This window comes from Marinobacterium iners DSM 11526 (assembly GCF_900107855.1).
Classification (GTDB): Bacteria; Pseudomonadota; Gammaproteobacteria; order Pseudomonadales; family Balneatricaceae; genus Marinobacterium; species Marinobacterium iners.
The window spans coordinates 252,405-265,557 of record NZ_FNRJ01000003.1 but is presented as its reverse complement, the minus strand read 5'-3'; the positions used below and the strand labels follow the sequence as shown (position 1 = coordinate 265,557).

15 protein-coding genes are annotated in these 13,153 nt (G+C 55.7%); 12 read left to right on the top strand and 3 right to left on the bottom strand.

Features of this window, described 5'->3' with window-relative positions:
* On the bottom strand, nucleotides 1-472 hold a 472-nt coding region (locus BLV48_RS05945; RefSeq protein ID WP_217632956.1), incomplete at its 3' end, for an NAD(P)/FAD-dependent oxidoreductase.
* 265 nt (nucleotides 473-737) lie between these two features.
* Between BLV48_RS05945 and BLV48_RS05940 the strand changes: the two genes are divergently transcribed.
* The 4 genes from BLV48_RS05940 (at nucleotide 738) to BLV48_RS05925 (ending at nucleotide 3,909) form a co-directional block, all read left to right on the top strand.
* Nucleotides 738-1,487 (top strand): electron transfer flavoprotein subunit beta/FixA family protein, encoded by a 750-nt coding sequence (locus BLV48_RS05940; RefSeq protein ID WP_091824523.1) that lies wholly within the window; start codon nucleotides 738-740, stop codon nucleotides 1,485-1,487.
* On the top strand, nucleotides 1,487-2,416 hold the full coding sequence (locus BLV48_RS05935) for an electron transfer flavoprotein subunit alpha/FixB family protein (protein ID WP_091824520.1): 930 nt from the start codon (nucleotides 1,487-1,489) through the stop codon (nucleotides 2,414-2,416). Before BLV48_RS05940 ends, BLV48_RS05935 begins: the two co-directional genes overlap by 1 nt.
* Nucleotides 2,417-2,501: 85 nt before the next feature.
* Nucleotides 2,502-3,119, top strand: coding sequence for an ABC transporter ATP-binding protein (locus BLV48_RS05930; RefSeq protein ID WP_217632951.1), 618 nt, complete (start codon nucleotides 2,502-2,504; stop codon nucleotides 3,117-3,119).
* The gene (locus BLV48_RS05925) at nucleotides 3,106-3,909 is read left to right on the top strand and encodes an ABC transporter permease (protein WP_091824517.1); all 804 of its coding nucleotides are present in this window, start codon (nucleotides 3,106-3,108) and stop codon (nucleotides 3,907-3,909) included. The genes BLV48_RS05930 and BLV48_RS05925 overlap by 14 nt, the downstream gene beginning before the upstream one ends.
* A 59-nt stretch (nucleotides 3,910-3,968) precedes the next feature.
* Here BLV48_RS05925 and BLV48_RS05920 read toward each other — a convergent pair whose 3' ends face one another.
* Nucleotides 3,969-4,253 carry a hypothetical protein gene (locus BLV48_RS05920; RefSeq protein WP_091824514.1) on the bottom strand — a complete coding sequence of 95 codons (285 nt, stop codon included), beginning with the start codon at nucleotides 4,251-4,253 and terminating at the stop codon, nucleotides 3,969-3,971.
* Nucleotides 4,254-4,475: 222 nt separating this feature from the next.
* On the opposite strand from BLV48_RS05920, the gene BLV48_RS05915 reads away from it, so the two are divergent.
* Nucleotides 4,476-5,093, top strand: a complete 618-nt coding sequence (locus BLV48_RS05915) for a flavin reductase family protein (RefSeq protein WP_091824511.1) — start codon at nucleotides 4,476-4,478, stop codon at nucleotides 5,091-5,093.
* An 85-nt stretch (nucleotides 5,094-5,178) separates the two neighbouring features.
* Complete coding sequence (locus tag BLV48_RS05910) at nucleotides 5,179-6,492, top strand: Na+/H+ antiporter family protein (RefSeq protein WP_091824508.1); 1,314 nt, start codon at nucleotides 5,179-5,181, stop codon at nucleotides 6,490-6,492.
* A gap of 3 nt (nucleotides 6,493-6,495) precedes the next feature.
* Here the strand turns inward: BLV48_RS05910 and BLV48_RS05905 are convergent, their stop codons facing one another.
* A complete protein-coding gene (locus BLV48_RS05905; RefSeq protein ID WP_091824505.1) occupies nucleotides 6,496-7,641 on the bottom strand; it encodes a GNAT family N-acetyltransferase in 1,146 nt (381 codons plus the stop codon).
* A gap of 68 nt (nucleotides 7,642-7,709) precedes the next feature.
* Between BLV48_RS05905 and BLV48_RS05900 the strand changes: the two genes are divergently transcribed.
* The 6 genes from BLV48_RS05900 (at nucleotide 7,710) to ruvB (ending at nucleotide 13,147) form a co-directional block, all read left to right on the top strand.
* Nucleotides 7,710-8,156, top strand: a complete 447-nt coding sequence (locus BLV48_RS05900; protein ID WP_091824503.1) for an HIT domain-containing protein — start codon at nucleotides 7,710-7,712, stop codon at nucleotides 8,154-8,156.
* A gap of 109 nt (nucleotides 8,157-8,265) precedes the next feature.
* A complete protein-coding gene (gene aspS, locus BLV48_RS05895; RefSeq protein WP_091824500.1) occupies nucleotides 8,266-10,029 on the top strand; it encodes an aspartate--tRNA ligase in 1,764 nt (587 codons plus the stop codon).
* A 67-nt stretch (nucleotides 10,030-10,096) separates the two neighbouring features.
* Nucleotides 10,097-10,834, top strand: coding sequence for a YebC/PmpR family DNA-binding transcriptional regulator (locus BLV48_RS05890; protein WP_091824497.1), 738 nt, complete (start codon nucleotides 10,097-10,099; stop codon nucleotides 10,832-10,834).
* 129 nt (nucleotides 10,835-10,963) lie between these two features.
* Nucleotides 10,964-11,476, top strand: a complete 513-nt coding sequence (ruvC, locus tag BLV48_RS05885; RefSeq protein WP_091824495.1) for a crossover junction endodeoxyribonuclease RuvC — start codon at nucleotides 10,964-10,966, stop codon at nucleotides 11,474-11,476.
* A 23-nt stretch (nucleotides 11,477-11,499) separates the two neighbouring features.
* Nucleotides 11,500-12,129 carry a Holliday junction branch migration protein RuvA gene (gene ruvA / locus BLV48_RS05880; protein ID WP_091824492.1) on the top strand — a complete coding sequence of 210 codons (630 nt, stop codon included), beginning with the start codon at nucleotides 11,500-11,502 and terminating at the stop codon, nucleotides 12,127-12,129.
* Nucleotides 12,130-12,139: 10 nt separating this feature from the next.
* Nucleotides 12,140-13,147 (top strand): Holliday junction branch migration DNA helicase RuvB, encoded by a 1,008-nt coding sequence (gene ruvB, locus BLV48_RS05875; RefSeq protein ID WP_091824490.1) that lies wholly within the window; start codon nucleotides 12,140-12,142, stop codon nucleotides 13,145-13,147.
* Nucleotides 13,148-13,153 lie beyond the last annotated feature (6 nt).

Below are 13,153 nucleotides of genomic sequence, written 5' to 3'. Positions count from 1 at the left end.
TCACACCCATATCACCGGTTGCGATCCCTTTAACACTGCCGTCCTCGTTGTACAGTACCTCGGCGGCGGCAAAGCCCGGGAACACTTCTACACCCAGCTGTTCTGCCTGTTCACCCAGCCAGCGGGTGACATTGGCGAGGCTGACAACATAGTTGCCGTCGTTGTGCATGGTCTTGGGCACAAAGGCGTTGGGCAGTTTGATGGCACCGGTTTCATTCTTGAGCAGAAACACCTGATCTTCTGTCACAGGCGTTTTCAGCGGGGCACCATTCTCTTTCCAGTCGGGGAAGAGCTCATCCAGTGCGCGGGTTTCCATCACGGCACCGGAAAGAATATGGGCGCCGACCTCAGATCCTTTTTCAACTACACAAACGGTCAGTTCCTGCTCGGCTGACTTGGCCTGTTGCATCAGACGGCACGCTGCCGAGAGCCCGGCAGGCCCGGCGCCTACGATTACTACATCAAATTCCATCGATTCGCGATTCACGGTTGCTCCTCCATCGGTGCAGATGGTTTATTCTTCTACTTATTGTAAGTCATTATGACTGACTCTATTGTATGTAAATTAGTATAAGTGAAAACCCTTATTTCTGAAATTATCGATATTGATCCGGTCTGTCGAGGCTTTTGAATAGGGGTTATTGCTTATTCTGTGTGGCTGGTTATCATGCGTGACAATGCCCAAAAGAGGTGAAGTCGCCTCCGGTGACCCATAACAACAAGCAAAGGATATGACAATGAAGGTGCTGGTAACGGTTAAGCGAGTTATCGACTACAACGTCAAGGTCCGGGTTAAATCCGACCAGTCCGACGTTGATCTGAATAATGTAAAAATGGCAATTAACCCCTTCTGCGAAATCGCAGTCGAGGAGGCAGTTCGCCTGAAAGAGTCCGGTCAAGCCAGCGAGGTAGTCGTGGTCTCTCTGGGGCCTCAGACCGCTCAGGAACAGCTGCGCACGGCGCTGGCTCTTGGTGCCGATCGGGCCATTCTGGTTCAGAGCGATGATCCGCTGGAGTCTCTCTCGGTGGCAAAACTGCTGGCCAAGGTAGTCGAAAATGAGAAGCCTGATCTGATATTGATGGGCAAGCAGGCGATCGACTCCGACAATAATCAGACCGGTCAGATGCTGGCGGCACTGACGGGTATGGGACAGGGAACCTTTGCGTCCGAAGTAAAAATTGATGGCAACAAGGTCACTGTCACGCGCGAAGTTGATGGTGGTCTGCAGACCGTTGCAGTTAATACACCTGCAGTGGTGACGGTAGACCTACGGTTGAATGAACCGCGTTATGCTTCGTTGCCAAACATCATGAAAGCCAAGCGCAAGCCGCTGGAAACGCTTACGCCGGCAGATCTGGGGGTTGCGATCAAGGCTCACACGAAACTGCTTAAGGTAGAGCCGCCAGCTGAACGTTCAGCCGGTATCAAAGTGGCTGATGTGGCCGAGCTGATCGATAAACTCAAGAACGAGGCGAAGGTGATCTGATGAGTATTCTGGTAATTGCTGAACATGACAATCAGGTGCTGAAGCCTTCCACTCTAAGCACTTTGGCTGCTGCCGCACAGATCGGCGGTGACGTTACCCTGCTGGTCGCTGGCAACGGTTGTGCCGCTGCCGCTGATGCCGCAGCCAAGGCGTCAGGCGTCAGTAAGGTGCTGCTGGCGGACAATCCGGCGTATGACCATGAAATTGCTGAAAACATGGCAGCCCTGATCGTATCCATGGCTGAAGGATTCACGCATATTCTGGCACCGGCGACCGCCAACGGTAAAAACTTTATGCCGCGGGTTGCTGCATTGCTGGATGTGGGGCAGATCTCGGATATCATCAAGGTGGAGTCCGCCGATACTTTTGCCCGTCCAATTTATGCCGGTAACGCCATTGCAACCGTTCAGTCATTGGATGTGGTCAAGGTGATCACCGTTCGCGGTACCGCATTTGACGCGGTGGCGGCGGAAGGTGGCAGTGCAGCTGTTGAAACTCTGAGCCAGGTTGAAGATACCGGACTTAGCCAGTTTATCGGTGAAGAAATGGCGAAGTCTGATCGTCCTGAACTGACGTCGGCGCGTGTCGTTATTGCCGGGGGGCGCGGCATGGCAGACAGCGAACATTTCCACCTGCTGGAAAAGGTTGCCGACAAGTTGGGTGCCGCTGTTGGCGCTTCCCGTGCGGCTGTCGACGCTGGCTTTGCACCCAACGATATGCAGGTAGGGCAGACTGGCAAGATCGTTGCGCCAGAGCTCTACATCGCTGTAGGCATCTCCGGCGCAATCCAGCACCTTGCAGGCATGAAAGATTCCAAAGTAATTGTCGCTATTAACAAGGATGAAGAGGCGCCGATTTTCCAGGTGGCCGATTATGGCCTGGTGGCTGATCTGTTCACCGCGTTACCTGAGTTGGACAGTGCACTTTAATCCACGATAAAGCGTAGTCCAGAATGCCCAAACCGGAGCACAGCTGCTAAGCTGGCTCCGGTTTTCTGTTTTCAGGGGGTCGATTTTGTCGCCCGTTACGCTACACCTCAAACGACTTTCAAATGAACTGATTCAGCCGTTCGATCTTTCGATCGGGCCCGGAGAAATATGTTGTATCAGTGGGCAGTCCGGCAGCGGCAAAAGCCGCCTGCTGCGTGCCGTTGCTGATTTGGAGCCACACTCAGGCGAGGTGTCGCTGGATGGCTTGGAACAGCAGCAGCTGCCGGCACATCTGTGGCGGCAACGGGTACGCCTCGTCCCGGCCGAAAGCCAGTGGTGGAGTGAGCGCGTGGGGGACCACTTTCCTGCAGAGTTTAATGGCGAGGGTCTTGAAACCTTGGGCCTGCCGGTTGAAGCCCAGGAATGGGATGTAATGCGACTATCATCCGGTGAGAAACAGCGATTGGGCTTGCTGCGCGCACTGGCTTTTCCCTTGCAGGTACTATTGTTGGATGAGCCCTGCGCCAACTTGGATCCTGAAACCACCCTGCGAATGGAGGCAATGCTGCTGGATCGCATTCAAACAGAGGGCTGGCCAGTACTTTGGGTCGCACACGATGCTGCCCAGATGCAACGCGTGGCGGATTACCGGTTCCAAATCAGGCACGAGCAGTTGGTTGAGGTGACCGATGAGCGTGATTGATATCAGCTGGTGGCAACTGTCACTGGCCGCAGGGCTGGTACTGGTGCTGGCATTACTGGCCTGGCAGGCCCGCTTGGGGATCAGTCGCAGTTTGCTGGTCGCAAGCGCACGTACTGTAACGCAACTGTTTTTGATCGGCCTTGTGCTGGAGTTGCTTTTTTCTGTTGGGACACTGTTGTGGGTGAGTTTGATGGCGTTGGTGATGCTGTTGTTGGCCGGGCGCGAGGTAATGGCGAGGCAGCAGCGCCGCTTCAGCGGCGGCTGGGCTTATTGCATCGGCACCGCGTCAATGTTTGTATCATCCTTCAGTGTTGCGGTGATCACACTTCTGGTGCTGGTGGGGCCAGATCCCTGGTATCGGCCACAATATGCCATCCCGCTGTTGGGTATGCTGCTGGGCAATACCATGACCGGTGTGGCGCTCAGTCTGGATCGGCTCACTGAAACAGCGTGGCAGCAACGTGCGCAGATTGAAAACCGCCTGATGCTGGGGCAAAACTGGAAGCAGGCCTTGGGTCCCATTCAGCGTGATGCAATGCGTGCAGGCATGATGCCCAGCATCAATGCGATGGCGGCAGCGGGCATCATAAGCTTGCCGGGCATGATGACGGGGCAGATTCTCGCAGGTACGGCACCGGCACTGGCGGTCAAATACCAGATTTTGATCATGCTGATCATAACGCTGGGCAGTGGCTTCGGAGTGATATTGGCCGTGGTGGCAGGCAGCTGGCGCCTGTTTGATCAGCGCCAGCGCTTGCGAATGGATCGACTGGTGAAGCGGGCCGAGTAACCCTTCGTGGGTAAGTGGCCCTGCACAGCAGGAAATACTTAGGCTCTGGCATCACCTGATCAGGAAGCCAGCATCTGCTCTTGTGCCTTTTTTACCGGGTGGCTGGCGATGAAGTGACGCAAAGCGCCCGCCAGAAGTGCCTGCTTTTGGTGGTCACCACAGCGGCGTGCACGTTCAATATCATCCAGAATGAAACTCTGAATACGCTTTTCGCCATCATGTGTTACGAGATAATGCCCAAGGGCAACAGCTATCATCGGGTCCATATGTTCATGTTCGGCGATGGCGGCGATTTCGTCAGCCGAGAGGTCACTCATCTCCAGGCATTCTTCGTACGTCAGCATACCAATCCTCCTCGCATTTGAGGTTTTATGAAGGGGTCACCCGATAGCGGGAGTTTCAGTTTAGGCTTTTGGCACAGGTTTACGAGGGTGTCTGGCTGCAAGATTTTCATCCTTCAAGCCGATTTCTGCACTGTTGTTCATGTTGCACCTGCGCATCAAAATGGGTGCCAATGGCGCTGAATGGTATGCTGTGGCCCTTTAACGGCTTGAGCAGGAGCAATAATGATCATCGAAGCAAATCAGGTGAATTCGACCGAGATCTATCACACCTTGACCCAAGTCATTATTCCGCGCCCTATCGCCTGGGTGCTGAGCCCTAATGATGAGGCAGGCAGCAGTCATAATCTTGCGCCGTTTTCGTTTTTCAATGTGGTGTGCAGTGATCCACCCATCCTGATGCTTTCCATCGGCAGCAAAAGTGACGGCAGTATGAAAGATACCTGTCATAACCTGTTGGAATACAAGCGTTGTGTGATTCATATCGCAGCCAATCATCAGGCGCAGATGGTCAGCGACAGCGCGGCTGAACTGGCCCGAGGCGAGTCGGAACTGACGTTGACGGGGCAGACGCTAATGCCTTTCGATGGCACCGGATTGATGCGATTGCCGGATGCGCCGGTTGCGCTTGCCTGTCGGCTGCATCAACACATTGAGGTGGGCAATCGACCCCAGAATCTGTTGCTGGTGGAAGTGGAGCGAATCTGGATCGATGACGCTGTATGCAGACGGGATGCGAAAGGGCGGATGAGATTTGAGGCAGACAGAATCAAGCCGCTGGCACGATTGGGCGGTACCGAGTACGCAACACTGGGTGAGCTGTTCAGCATCCGCCGCAGCTGAGGTTTGACATCAATCCGTCACTGCTGCAGAGTGCGCGCTTTTTTCGTCTACCTTGAGCAGTAAACGCTGCAGGAGAAACTGACTGATGAATGCCGTAGTGGCCGCAGTGCTGGTGATGCTGGTGCTGAGTCTGGTGCGTACACCCGTGGTGGTGGCGCTGATTCTGGGGGCTTTGAGTGCGGGCCTGTTGGCGGGGATGGGGCTGGAGCAGACATTGGCAGCGTTCAGCGGAGGTATTGGTGGTGGCGCCGAAGTGGCCCTGAGCTATGCCATGCTGGGTGGTTTTGCCGTTGCCATTGCCCAGTCGGGCTTGCCTCATGCCATGGCTGATCTGGTGCAGCGCAAGCTGGGGCAAGATAATGGCAATACGCGAGTTATAAAATATGCACTGGTACTGGTGATTCTGGCGATAGCCATCTCCTCTCAGAACCTGATACCGATTCATATCGCATTTATTCCCCTGCTGATTCCACCATTGTTGCTGGTGATGAGCAAAATGCAGCTGGACCGTCGTCTGATTGCCTGCGTGCTGACTTTCGGCCTTGTGACACCTTACATGTTCCTGCCGGTGGGGTTTGGCGGCATTTTTCTCAACAATATTCTGCTGAAAAACATTGCCGATAATGGCCTCACAATGGAAGGCATCAATGTGATGTCCGCCATGTGGATCCCGGCAGCCGGCATGGTAGCGGGGCTGCTGCTGGCGATGGTCAGTTATGGTCGCAAGCGTCATTATGACCTGGCACCACTGGAGCAGGTGGAGCGAGTAAAGGTTGAATACAGTTCCACTCGCCTGGTAGCGGTCATTGTCGCGATGCTGGCGGCATTCGGTATTCAACTCTGGACAGGCTCAATGGTATTGGGCGCGTTGGCAGGCTATATGATCTGTACCGTCACCGGTATCGTGCGCTGGAAACAAGCCGATGGAGTACTGATCGACGGCATGAAAATGATGGCGATGATCGGCTTTATCATGATCACGGCGGCGGGTTTTGCCGAAGTACTGCGCCAAACCGGTGAAATTACCACGCTGGTGAGCAGCAGCGCCGAGCTGATTGGCCAGAATAAAGCGCTGGCTGCGCTGTTGATACTGGTGGTGGGGCTGCTGATCACGCTGGGCATTGGTTCTTCTTTTTCGACCATTCCGATCATTGCGGCGATCTATGTGCCGCTGGCGTTGTCGTTGGGTTTCAGTCCGCTTGCCATTGTGGCGCTGGTCGGTACTGCTGCGGCATTGGGTGATGCAGGCTCACCGGCTTCAGACTCCACGCTGGGACCCACTGCGGGGCTGAATGTGGACGGTCAGCATCACCATATCTGGGATACGGTGGTGCCCACCTTCTTGCATTACAACCTTCCGCTGCTGGCGGCGGGCTGGGCCGCAGCAATGATTCTCTGAGCCTTACTGAGCTTGCACGTCCGGCTGTTTGAATGGCAGCCAGCCGTGCAGTGCCTCCATCTGTTCCTGCATGGCGGGAGACTCCTGCTGCAGGAAGTCACGAATCGCCGCTTCAAACCTCGGGTGTGCGATCCAGTGCAATGACCCGGTCGCAATCGGCTCAAAGCCGCGCTGGATTTTGTGCTCCCCCTGGGCGCCCGGGTCAAAGCGGGCAAGGCCCTGCTCAATGCAAAATTCGATACCCTGATAGTAGCAGGCCTCGAAATGCAGGCAGTCATATTCCTCCATGCAGCCCCAGTAGCGGCCATAAAGCGTATCTTCACCAATGAAGCAGAGTGCAGCGGCGATGGCATCGCCTTCAAGCTCGGCCAGTATCAACAGCAGTTGTTCGGGCATGCTCTGATGCAGGCGGTGAAAAAAGTCCGGTGCCAGATACCCCTGTCGACCACGCTTGAGGTAGGTCATCTGATAAAAGCGGTAAAACAGATCCAGTTGCTCGCGAGTGATCGCCTTGCCCCGGATTCGCCGCAGACTGATGCCCTGTTGTTCGACTTTCTTGCGTTCACGTCGAACCGCCTTGCGCTTGCGTGAGCTGAAGCGGTCAAGAAAATCATCAAAATCACGATAATCCCGGTTGAACCAGTGGTACTGCACACCCAGACGGTGAAGTAATGGTTGCGGTGCGCACCGCAGCTCCGGTTGTGGCAAGAACAGGCCATGCCATGAAGAGGCGTGTGTCTGGCTGCACACCGACTGTACCAGCGCAGGCAATTGCTGCATTACTTCAGCAGGGCTGAGATGGGTGCCAAAACGTGGTCCGGTGGCGGGCGTGAAGGGTACTGCAGTCAGCAGCTTCGGGTAGTAGTTGAGTCCGTGGCGTTCATAGGCGTCGGCCCATGCCCAATCGAACACATATTCGCCCCAGGAGTGGGTTTTCAGATACAGCGGCACCAGCATCAGCGGATTACCATCGTCATCGAGCAGTTCTGCATGCATGGGCTGCCAGCCGGTAGCTGTACTGACGCTGCCGGAGGCTTCCAGTGCATGCAGGAACTCGTAACGCAGAAACGGATATTGGATGCCGCAGAGTGCATTCCAGCGCGGCTGACCGATCGACTCTATACTTTGATGCAGATTGACTTTAGCCATGTCGACCTATACTAATCAGTGTAACTGTTGGATTAAAAAGCATATTTAACGATTCAAGGAGCAGGGCAATGGATGAACTGGAGCTGGAGTTTGAGCTTGATCCCCGTCTGATCACCGATACGATTGCCATTGGTGACTATCCTCTCTGTCGCTTGCTGCTGATGAATGACAGCCAATACCCCTGGTTCATTCTGGTGCCTCGCCGGGCCGGTGTCACGGAACTGTACCATCTGCCGGCCAATGAGCAGCAACAGCTCATGCATGAAGCCAGCGATCTGGCTGAAACGCTGGCGGATATGTTTCAGGCACGCAAGATGAATGTCGCCTGTCTGGGCAATATGGTGCCACAGCTGCACATGCATGTGATTGTCCGCAAGGAGAACGATGCAGCCTGGCCCGGCCCGGTCTGGGGTAAGGTGCCTGCTGTTGCCTATACGCAGGAACAGCTTGATCGGGTCCGAGGCAAGCTGGAAGCTTTGCTTGACGGAGAAATGGCATTCGAACCGCATAACTGAGCGTTTACCGGTCTTATCCCTGTCGCCGGGCCTGTCAGGCCCGGCTAAATCGGTTATAATTCCCGCCTTTCATTTTCCTTGATGCACCCGGATACAGGAACAGGACAGTATGCGTAGCCATTATTGCGGCGATCTCAGATCAGAACATATCGGTGAAGATGTCACACTCTGCGGCTGGGTACACCGTCGCCGTGACCATGGCGGAGTGATTTTTCTCGACCTTCGCGATCGTGAAGGCATCACGCAGGTGGTGTTCGACCCGGATCGTGAAGACAGCTTCAATCTGGCTGACAGCGTCCGTAACGAATACGTGGTTGAAGTGCGCGGTACCGTGCGTGGGCGTCCGGAAGGCACCATCAACAAGGAGATGGGCACCGGCGAGATCGAAGTGCTGGGCAAGGAACTGGTCATTCTGAACAAGTCTGAAACCCCGCCGTTCCAGCTGGACGAGCACCAGCAAGTGGGTGAGGATGTGCGCCTGCGTCACCGCTATATCGACCTGCGTCGTCCGGAAATTCAGCGCAAGCTGCGGTTTCGCTCCAAAATCACGCATAACATCCGCAACTATCTGGAAGACAACGGTTTTCTCGATATCGAGACCCCGATTCTGACCCGCGCAACCCCTGAAGGTGCGCGTGACTATCTGGTGCCAAGCCGTACTCACGAAGGCAGCTTTTTTGCCCTGCCGCAGTCGCCTCAGTTGTTCAAGCAGCTGTTGATGGTGTCCGGTTTCGATCGCTACTATCAGATCGCCAAGTGCTTCCGTGATGAAGACCTGCGTGCTGACCGTCAGCCTGAATTCACCCAGATCGATATCGAAACCTCGTTCATGGACGAGGAAGGGATCATGGGCCTGACCGAAGGCATGATCCGCAGGCTGTTTATCGAACTGCTGGACGTGGATCTGGGCGACTTCCCGCGCATGCCATACTCAGAAGCGATGCACCGCTACGGCTCCGACAAGCCGGATCTGCGTATTCCGCTGGAGCTGGTGGACGTTGCTGACCTGCTTCAGGATATTGAATTCAAGGTATTTGCCGGTCCTGCCAAGGACCCGAAAGGTCGCGTAGCAGCACTGAAGGTACCGGGTGGTGCCGAACTGACCCGCAAGATCATCGACGAGTACACCAGTTTTGTCGGTATCTACGGTGCCAAGGGCCTGGCCTGGATCAAGGTCAACGAGCTGGAGAAGGGTGCCGAAGGCCTGCAATCTCCGATCGTCAAGTTCCTGGGTGAAGACGTGGCCATGAAGGTCATGGAGCGCCTGGAAGCCAAAAACGGCGACATCGTGTTCTTCGGTGCCGACAAGGCTACCATCGTCAACGAAGCCTTGGGTGCGCTGCGTATCAAGGTCGGCGAAGACATGAATCTGATCGAACGCGAGTGGGCGCCGCTGTGGGTGGTCGACTTCCCGATGTTCGAAGAGAACAGCGATGGCTCCCTGACCGCGCTGCACCACCCGTTCACTTCGCCGAGCTGCAGCCCGGAAGAACTGATCGCCGAGCCCGAAGGCAAGCTTTCCCGTGCCTACGACATGGTACTGAACGGCACCGAATTGGGTGGCGGTTCCATCCGTATCCATGATCAGACCATGCAGAAAGCCGTATTCAAGGTGCTGGGTATCTCCGATGAGGAAGCGGACGAGAAATTCGGCTTCCTGTTGAATGCACTCAAGCACGGCGCACCGCCTCATGGTGGTCTAGCGTTTGGTCTTGATCGTCTGGTGATGCTGATGACCGGTTCCACTTCAATTCGTGAAGTGATTGCCTTCCCGAAAACCCAGAGTGCTGCCTGTCTGCTGACCGATGCACCGGGTGAGGTGAGTGCCGCGCAGCTGCGCGAACTGAATATCAAGCTGCGCAAAACTCCCTGATTGCGCACCCGGGGCGACCATCAGTGTCGCCCCATTTGTTTACACGACCGATATTTGAGGATGTTGTATGGCAGGTCATTCCAAGTGGGCTAACATCAAGCACCGCAAGGCGGCTCAGGACGCCAAGCGCGGCAAGATCTTCACCAAGCTGATTCGTGAGTTGACCGTCGCCGCCAAAGAGGGTGGTGGCACTCCGGAAGACAACCCGCGTCTGCGTGCGGCAATGGACAAGGCGCTGGGCGCCAACATGAAGAAGGACACCATCGAAAAGGCGATTCAGCGTGGCGCAGGCGGTGGCGAGGGTGACAACTACGATGAGCTGACCTACGAAGGCTACGGCCCCAACGGCGTGGCCATTCTGGTCGAGTGCATGACTGACAACGTCAACCGTACCGTGTCTCAGGTGCGGGCTGCCTTCAACAAGGCGGGTGGCAACCTGGGTACCAACGGTTCGGTTGCCTATCTGTTTGAGAAAAAAGGTCAGATCAGCTTCGGTGAAGGCGCTGATGAAGACGCGATCATGGAAGCGGCGCTGGAAGCGGGGGCTGATGACGTCGTCACCAACGAAGACGGCTCCATCGACGTGTTTGCGCCTTGGCAGGAGTTCATGGACGTGAAACAGTCGCTGGTAGATGCTGGGTTCGAGCCGGTTTATGCCGAGGTTGGCATGATTCCGTCCACTACGGTTGAGCTGGATGTGGAAAGCGGTCAGAAAGCGCTGAAGTTGATCGACGCGCTGGAGGATCTCGATGATACCCAGAACGTGTATCACAATGCCGAAATCCCCGAAGAAGCGATGGAATAAACGCGCAGCATGATGGCTGATGGAAACCGGGGGCAACCCCGGTTTTTTTTGAGCAAAACACCTTACTTTAGTGTATAAATATACAGATATAGTCCGCTTAAACATTTACTGGAGTTTCGAGACAGGTCCATGCTGATATTGGGGATCGATCCCGGCTCAAGAATTACCGGCTATGGTGTCATTCGCGTGGCGGGTCCTCGTACCGAGTACGTTGCCAGTGGCTGCATCCGCATCAGTGGTGACGTTCTTGCAGATCGACTGCAGCAGGTGTATGCCGGCGTGACTGAAGTCATTGAGCGCTATCAGCCTCAGGAAATGGCCATTGAGCAGGTGTTCATGTCGCGCAATGCGGATTCGGCGCTTAAGCTGGGCCAGGCGAGGGGGGTGGCGATCGTGGCCGGTGCCAACCGCCTGCTGCCGGTATCCGAGTATGCGGCCCGTCGCGTCAAACAATCGGTGGTAGGCAATGGTGGTGCCGACAAGGCGCAGGTGCAGCACATGGTGATGCATCTGCTGAAGTTGCCGGGGCTGCCTCAGGCGGATGCGGCAGATGCGCTGGCCATCGCGCTCTGCCATGCTCATACCTGTGCGGGGCAAATTCAGCAAGCGCGCGGCAAAACGGCCGGGCGCTGGCGTTACTGATTTATCTTGGAGATGCAAAGCGCGTGATCGGACACCTCAGAGGTCGAATTCTGGAAAAGCAGCCGCCCTGGATGCTGCTGGATGTTAACGGTGTGGGCTACGAAGTCGAAGCCTCGATGAACACCTTTTACAAATTGCCGGAAGTGGGAGCTGAAGTGTCACTGCACACCCACTTTGTGGTGCGCGAAGACGCCCAGCTGTTGTACGGCTTTGCCGATCAGCAGGAGAAACTTCTGTTCCGCTCATTAATCAAGGTGAACGGTGTCGGCCCCAAACTGGCGCTTTCTATACTGTCCGGCATCAGTGCCAATGACTTTATCCGCAGTGTGCACAACGAAGACACAACGGCGCTGGTGCGGGTGCCGGGAGTGGGCAAAAAGACGGCGGAACGTTTGATTGTTGAAATGAAAGACCGCCTCAGTCAGCTGCAGCTGCCGACCTTGACCGAGCTGGAGCTGAGCAGTGGCAACCAGTCCGAGACGGTTTTGGTTCCGGAAGCGGACTACCGTGCGGAAGCCGAAAGCGCGCTGATCGCACTGGGTTACAAGCCGCAGCAAGCCACACGCGCGATTGAACAGGCAGTACAGGCGCTGGGCGAAGATGCGGTCACCGAAACGCTGATACGCCATGCCCTGCGTACCATGGTGGGTTGAGACAAATGCTATGAGAATTGAAGCCGACCGTTTTGTTACGCCCATGGGGGCGCCTGCCGAAGAGGTTCAGGATCGTGCCATACGCCCCAAGCTGCTCAAGGATTATGAAGGGCAGCCTGTGGTACGTGAGCAGATGGAAATCTTTATCCATGCGGCACGCAACCGAAACGAAGCGCTGGATCATACGCTGATTTTCGGTCCGCCCGGGCTTGGCAAAACTACACTGGCCAATATCATCGCTCATGAGATGGGCGCGCAGATCCGCACCACTTCCGGCCCGGTGTTGGAGAAGGCCGGTGATCTGGCAGCCTTGTTGACCAACCTTGAGGCTGGTGACGTCCTGTTTATCGACGAAATACACCGACTAAGTCCCAATGTTGAAGAAGTACTCTATCCGGCGATGGAAGACTACCAGCTGGATATCATGATCGGTGAAGGGCCGGCGGCGCGTTCAATCAAGCTGGATCTGCCGCCTTTTACCCTCGTGGGTGCCACCACTCGGGCGGGTTTGCTCACTTCACCCTTGCGTGACCGTTTTGGGATCGTACAACGGCTTGAGTACTACTCGATCCAGGATCTGACCGGTATCGTAATGCGCTCGGGGCAGTTGTCGGGTACCCATATCGATGAAGACGGGGCTCGAGAGGTGGCAAGACGATCGCGCGGCACACCGCGTATCGCCAATCGACTGCTGCGCCGGGCACGCGACTTTGCCGAGGTGAAGGGTGATGGCCGCATTACCAAGGAGATTGCCGATCTGGCGCTGAACATGCTGAATGTGGATGAGCGTGGCTTTGACCATATGGACCGTCGTCTTTTGCTGGCCATGATCGAAAAGTTCGGTGGTGGCCCGGTGGGGATCGACAGTCTTGCGGCCGCAATCAGTGAAGAACGCGATACTATCGAGGATGTGCTGGAACCCTATCTGATCCAGCAGGGATTCATGATGCGCACCCCGCGTGGGCGTGTAGTCACTGACCATGCCTATGTCCACTTCGGGATTGAAAGGCCTGACTGATATCAA

Bases quoted from the DNA above. Each gene is read 5' to 3' on its own strand.
- BLV48_RS05940 (WP_091824523.1), top strand. From the start codon at position 738: ATGAAGGTGCTGGTAACGGTTAAGCGAGTTATCGACTACAACGTCAAG.
- BLV48_RS05935 (WP_091824520.1), top strand. From the start codon at position 1,487: ATGAGTATTCTGGTAATTGCTGAACATGACAATCAGGTGCTGAAGCCT.
- BLV48_RS05925 (WP_091824517.1), top strand. From the start codon at position 3,106: ATGAGCGTGATTGATATCAGCTGGTGGCAACTGTCACTGGCCGCAGGG.
- BLV48_RS05920 (WP_091824514.1), bottom strand. From the start codon at position 4,253: ATGCTGACGTACGAAGAATGCCTGGAGATGAGTGACCTCTCGGCTGAC.
- BLV48_RS05915 (WP_091824511.1), top strand. From the start codon at position 4,476: ATGATCATCGAAGCAAATCAGGTGAATTCGACCGAGATCTATCACACC.
- BLV48_RS05910 (WP_091824508.1), top strand. From the start codon at position 5,179: ATGAATGCCGTAGTGGCCGCAGTGCTGGTGATGCTGGTGCTGAGTCTG.
- BLV48_RS05905 (WP_091824505.1), bottom strand. From the start codon at position 7,641: ATGGCTAAAGTCAATCTGCATCAAAGTATAGAGTCGATCGGTCAGCCG.
- BLV48_RS05900 (WP_091824503.1), top strand. From the start codon at position 7,710: ATGGATGAACTGGAGCTGGAGTTTGAGCTTGATCCCCGTCTGATCACC.
- aspS (WP_091824500.1), top strand. From the start codon at position 8,266: ATGCGTAGCCATTATTGCGGCGATCTCAGATCAGAACATATCGGTGAA.
- BLV48_RS05890 (WP_091824497.1), top strand. From the start codon at position 10,097: ATGGCAGGTCATTCCAAGTGGGCTAACATCAAGCACCGCAAGGCGGCT.
- ruvC (WP_091824495.1), top strand. From the start codon at position 10,964: ATGCTGATATTGGGGATCGATCCCGGCTCAAGAATTACCGGCTATGGT.
- ruvB (WP_091824490.1), top strand. From the start codon at position 12,140: ATGAGAATTGAAGCCGACCGTTTTGTTACGCCCATGGGGGCGCCTGCC.